Here is a 4908-nt window from a genome sequence, read left to right as displayed (position 1 = left end):
CACGATCGCGGCCAGCACCTCCCGGTCGCCGTGCCGACGCCGGCCACCACCCTGCGGCCGCGACGGCGCCTCCGGCACCACCCGCTGGAACAACCGCCACAACTCGTCCGGCACCAACCGCTCAACGATTCCCACCATGAACAACACTCTACCGAGATAGCCAAATGAGATGACGTCTTAGATGTCAGGACCGGAACAGCTGTGGGTGGGGGCAACACTCCAGAGGGTCGTCCGGACGGTCCGCCCGCTTCCACCGGACGTACCGGCCGGAACACACCAGAGCATGACCAACGGCAGGTCAGCTGTGGCGCTGGCTGGCCAAAGGCTCTGCCGGCAGCCGCAGTTCCCCATGAGCCCGCCCCACCTGGCGCGGTTGTGGCACGGGGAAGAACGGTGAAGCTGGAGTAACGGTTCGAGTGTTTGATGGCCGGGCCGGTTACAGCAGCAGTGCCCATACGCTCAATATGCAGCCACCCATGGCGATGCCTGTGTGGAGAGCCACCCACAGCATGAATAGACGCACCCTGAAGAGCCGAGGGAACTTCGCCTGCTGATCGCGTTGGACCTCGGCCCACGCTGCACCGACAGAGACAGCGGGGTGCAGGGCGTCAAGCTTCTTCCGAAGGCTAACGGCTTGTGCGTTGTGTAGCGCAGTCCGTTCCCGGTACTTCATGCATGCCAATGCCCCGTACGACCCAAGGAACGTCATGGGAACCGTGACAACCAGGACTGACGGCTGCAGGCCTCGTTGCGCGATGAACCCCAGCCCGGCCGCTGCTACCAGAATCACGATGTTGGTCAGGACCGCGCGTTGGTTCTCCACCTGCCGCGCCTGGTCACACTGTGACTTCCAGAACTCAATAAGGACGTCACTGTCATCAGCCATGGCCCCCCCGGATGCCTTTGTCTGTCCACTTCAAGGTACGAGCAGCGCCGGGCATGGCGCATCGACATACGGAAACTAGGTCGCCAATTTGAGGTCGGTGGAGTCTCAATGGGCGAGCCAACCCTGTCAGCGATCTTGAAAACCGTCGTGGCGCGAGTCACCGTGGGTTCAAACCCACACCCACCGCCAGGTGAAACGGCCCCTGACCAGGTAGATCGGTCAGGGGCCATTCTCAACGGCGTTGTCCGCCAACGACCGCTGTTCCCTGCTGTTTCCCGGCCGAACGGGCACGCGAAGGGCACGGCCACCTTCTGATCCGAAGCTGTCGTCCGGGCTAGCTAAGAGCGCGAGCTAGTGATCTCTGCCCTACGTTCGACGCATGAGCGGGAGTGAGATCACGGCGATCGTTGTGGCCACCCTCAGCGTGGTCGGCGTCATCATCGAGCGCGTGGTGAGGAGGCCGCGTAGCCGGGACAGGGTCAAGACTGACTTAGAGCTCCTGAGCCTTCTGCCCTCTGACAGCAAGGCGCGGGGAGCACTCAGTAAACACATCGACCGAACGATCGATCGAATCGTGACCGTCGAAGACTCCGAACGGCGGGATCCGGTCGGCATCACCTTGTCTGTGACGTTCCTGGCACTGTCTGGCGGGCTCTTCTTCGCCGCAGTAGACAACGGCGGCGACTGGCAGTGGCTCATGATTCCAGGGGTTCTCACGGGCATGTTCGGCTTTGTAAACATGGCCGAGTCCTTGCGTAAGCGGCAGAGGGATACGGCGCGAAGAGCAGTCGAGGAGTGACCTGCGCTCGCATGCGCTCGTGTACCAGGCTTATGTGCGGCAGCTGAGTGATCAGCAGCGGTACCGCTGAGGTCGGTGTAGCGGCTTTGGGCGGGAGCTGCCATGGGGCGAGAGATCATGGCCCCTTACGCTGCTCAGCGGATCGGGCTGGCTCCTCGCCTGCCCGCAATTGCCCGATCGGGGCCATGATCTTGGAGGCTCGCCCCATGGTGGCTGCCTAAAGCCGCGGAGCCGACCGCCCCAGCCACATCGGGCTACCTCCCCACTGCATCACGTGTGCTCGCTCTAGCCGCGCGGCCGGCGGAGCCGGGGCCCGGAGCGGGGCGGAGACAGGAGCGTCGGGGCCCGGCGCTGGAGCCGGGGCAGCGCGCGGCGAGCGGAGCGAGCCGCCTTGAATGAAGTAGAGAAACTCTTACCGCGCATGGATCAGCTGATTGTGTCCGGTCCCGGGAGATGCTTGACACTTCGATCCCAGCTGATGGTTGACGGTGGCCGTGATCGGCTTTTCTGTGCACGTCGTTGCGGCGTGTGCAGGGAGGGCCGGGGCCGTGCTGGTGGAGTTGAGCGTGGTCGAGCAGCGGTATCACGCGGTGATGGACGTCGCCGCGGGGGTTCCGGTCACTCAAGTTGCGGCCCGGTGTGGGGTGTCGAGGCAGTCGGTGCATGCCTGGGTTCGCAAGTACGAGGAGTCGGGGCTGCCGTGTCAGGAAGACTCGCTCGGCCTTGCGGATGGCCAGTTGGCCAGCCGGGCGCGGGCTTCCTGCGCAATGACCGGCCACGGATCATCAACCAGACGCGCAACTGCCGAACGTGGTGAGCGTGGATGGCCTGCAACGATCCTCCGCACCGCCTCATGCGGATCGTCAGCCAGCCATTCCAGGAGCTCAGGCGGGCAGTTGCGCTTGCTGGCCACCCGGTCTCGGACCCGCCAATCGGAATCCTTGATCAGCTCAGCCAGAATCTCCGACGGCACCGTTCTGTTATGTGCGGCCCAGAAACGCATCTCGGGATGGTTACGCACCAGGTCCCACCAGAGCGCCAGCGGCATGGTCGCCCACGCCGAGCGGTTGTACTCCGCCGGGTCCGCACTCTCCCGCAGCCGGGCGAACTCCGCCACGGAGGTGATCTCAGGGAAACGTTCTGCCACGGCAGACAGTAAGCCACGATGTCTAGGTCAGACGTCAAGCATCACCCGACGCCAACCCGTCAACCATCAACTGAGACTCGACATGGCGCCGCGCCCGCGACATCGGACACGACGCCGAAGACCTCAGTCCCGCTCGGCTGGGGGCTTGTCGCTGGAGCCCTCTGTCGGGTTCGAACCGACGACCCCTGCTTTACAAGTTCGACCGGCTGACCACAACACCTGGCCTTCGAGCCTGCCGAGCGATCCAACAGAGGTCCAGGAGAGTGCCCGTGACTGCACCTGTGTGTCGGCGTTGCCGTCAACTACTGCCGTCGCGGCAGAGCCCAGCACGCCACTCTCCGCGCTTCCGGTTCGTGGGCCCGCGTATGGCTCACACTCTGCGCGTTTCCAACCGGAGACCTACGCATTACGAGTTGTCCGATCTTGGTCCGTGGGCATCCATCGCCATTCGCGACACCGCAAGACGTACAGGCCAGAGGAGCTATCGCACGGTGGTGGACGGTGCCGGACCGCATCGGATGAGGTGGGCAAAGAGACCGGAAGGGAGACCGCACCCACCTCCTCAGCTCTCGCGTGGAGCGCTGGCAACGTCGGGGGTCTTCAGGTCATCTTCACTCGACTGGCGGAGGCTGCGAACCTGAGGTGCAATTGGAAATGGGCATGACGCACTCACCAGGTCTTCGAGAGGCGTTTTTTCGCGGCCCGCCATTTGGCTCATCTGATACCGCTTACCTCTTTTAGTAGGCGGCTGGCCAAGCGACGCCCTCTGAAGGGAAACTCTCATGGCTGTTCGAAATATCACCGCGCCCAAGTATCCCGATGCTTCCGGGGCGATCATCAACAGCATTGCACGCTACGGCACTGGCCTGCCACAGGAAACCAAGGTCGACAAAATTGTCGCTAATGCGTTCAATTCTTTGACCGGTGGCCGTCAGGTCGCTCAGAGGATGACGCAAAACTTCCAGAGACTGCCGAGAGCAGAACGAGCCAGGGCATATGGTGAGCTCGGCTTTGTCGGAGCCGCAAATTTGGGGAATGCGCGCATCGACGCAATCCTCAATAATCTGCCGCCAATTGCGCGATTTCGTGTCGACGATGTTGGGGTAGAACAGCCCCCGCCGTACGACCCGTCAGACTTCTTCACGCTGAGCTTCACCGGTATATACTGCCGAGACGAAACCGACTGGGATCGCGGCACTAGGTCGGATGAAGCCTATCTCATCACCTCCGTCGTTCAGGTAGTTGACGGCCAAAACCTAGTGCGCACTGAAAAACACCCAGTCACTGAGACCGAATACGCTGACATGGATAGCGGGGAATGGCGCACAGGCCCCATCGCGGCATGCTGGGCCGGCCGTGAAGCTGAAATATCCCTCGTCACGAGTTTCTTTGAGCGGGACGATGGCGACCCGAACTACTATCGGGACGAAATCGACGCTCTCGTTAAGGTAGCTGCGTTGATTGCACAGGTGTGGGGTGGCGTTTCTGTACCCATAGTTGTCCAAGAGATCACGGAAGACCTCATTGTGGCTCTGATCGGGTCAGCGGACGACCTGATCGAAACGAACTATCGAGCTTTTAGCGGGCCTAAAATGCGCATTTATGGCGCTAGTCCCACGGTCGCATTCCGCAGCGAACGCCTTGCGCTCGAGCCCGGCTTCCGCGTGACGTGGCAGCCGGTTGTGACGGACGTCCCTCACCACTTTGTGACCAGGCACGAGGGCGGCGGAGCTGATTACTACGCTTGCTTCCGATTCACCAAGGCCACTCGCCTTACAGTGAGGCCACTTGTCTCGTAGCTGTCGGAGTGGCGGGAGCGTGTGGTCACCTCGGACCACGACTCGATCCGCGCGGGCTACACCCGCACGGCCCTTCAGGCACTGGGTTGTCGCACCGGATCAGGCACTTGGGTGACGCAGACCAGACGTCAACCTGATTGGCTCTTCGCCCAATCTCGATGGGTCTGCCCTCAAAACAGGCTCTTAGAGGTCGTTTTCATCTCTAATGCCCATCTATCGCTTGTTTTCTGATGTGCCGTGGTGTGGTGCTGAAGGGGCTGTTGGACTGATTGGTTCT

General features: G+C 62.1%; 3 protein-coding genes, 1 tRNA gene and 2 pseudogenes. 4 read left to right on the top strand and 2 right to left on the bottom strand.

The window, feature by feature from the left end:
- Positions 1-138 (bottom strand): annotated as a pseudogene (locus AC067Z_RS38540) (IS5/IS1182 family transposase); the annotation flags it as partial.
- An 844-nt stretch (positions 139-982) separates the two neighbouring features.
- On the opposite strand from AC067Z_RS38540, the gene AC067Z_RS38535 reads away from it, so the two are divergent.
- The 3 genes and pseudogenes from AC067Z_RS38535 to AC067Z_RS38525 all read left to right on the top strand — a co-directional run.
- Positions 983-1075 (top strand) — tRNA-Ser (locus tag AC067Z_RS38535).
- 190 nt (positions 1076-1265) lie between these two features.
- On the top strand, positions 1266-1685 hold the full coding sequence (locus tag AC067Z_RS38530; RefSeq protein WP_478794301.1) for a hypothetical protein: 420 nt from the start codon (positions 1266-1268) through the stop codon (positions 1683-1685).
- A 560-nt stretch (positions 1686-2245) separates the two neighbouring features.
- A pseudogene (locus AC067Z_RS38525) lies at positions 2246-2449 on the top strand (helix-turn-helix domain-containing protein); the annotation flags it as partial.
- On the opposite strand, the gene AC067Z_RS38520 reads toward AC067Z_RS38525, so the two are convergent.
- Positions 2389-2832 (bottom strand): hypothetical protein, encoded by a 444-nt coding sequence (locus AC067Z_RS38520; protein ID WP_478794302.1) that lies wholly within the window; start codon positions 2830-2832, stop codon positions 2389-2391. The pseudogene AC067Z_RS38525 and the gene AC067Z_RS38520 overlap by 61 nt on opposite strands.
- 782 nt (positions 2833-3614) lie before the next feature.
- Between AC067Z_RS38520 and AC067Z_RS38515 the strand changes: the two genes are divergently transcribed.
- Positions 3615-4631: a hypothetical protein gene (locus AC067Z_RS38515; protein ID WP_478794300.1), complete on the top strand. Its 1017-nt coding sequence runs from the start codon at positions 3615-3617 to the stop codon at positions 4629-4631.
- The last annotated feature ends 277 nt before the right edge of the window (positions 4632-4908 follow it).

This window comes from Streptomyces sp. NPDC043812 (genome assembly GCF_056436245.1).
The sequence above is the reverse complement of the archived record's forward strand: the minus strand, read 5'-3'. Positions and strand labels throughout refer to the sequence as shown.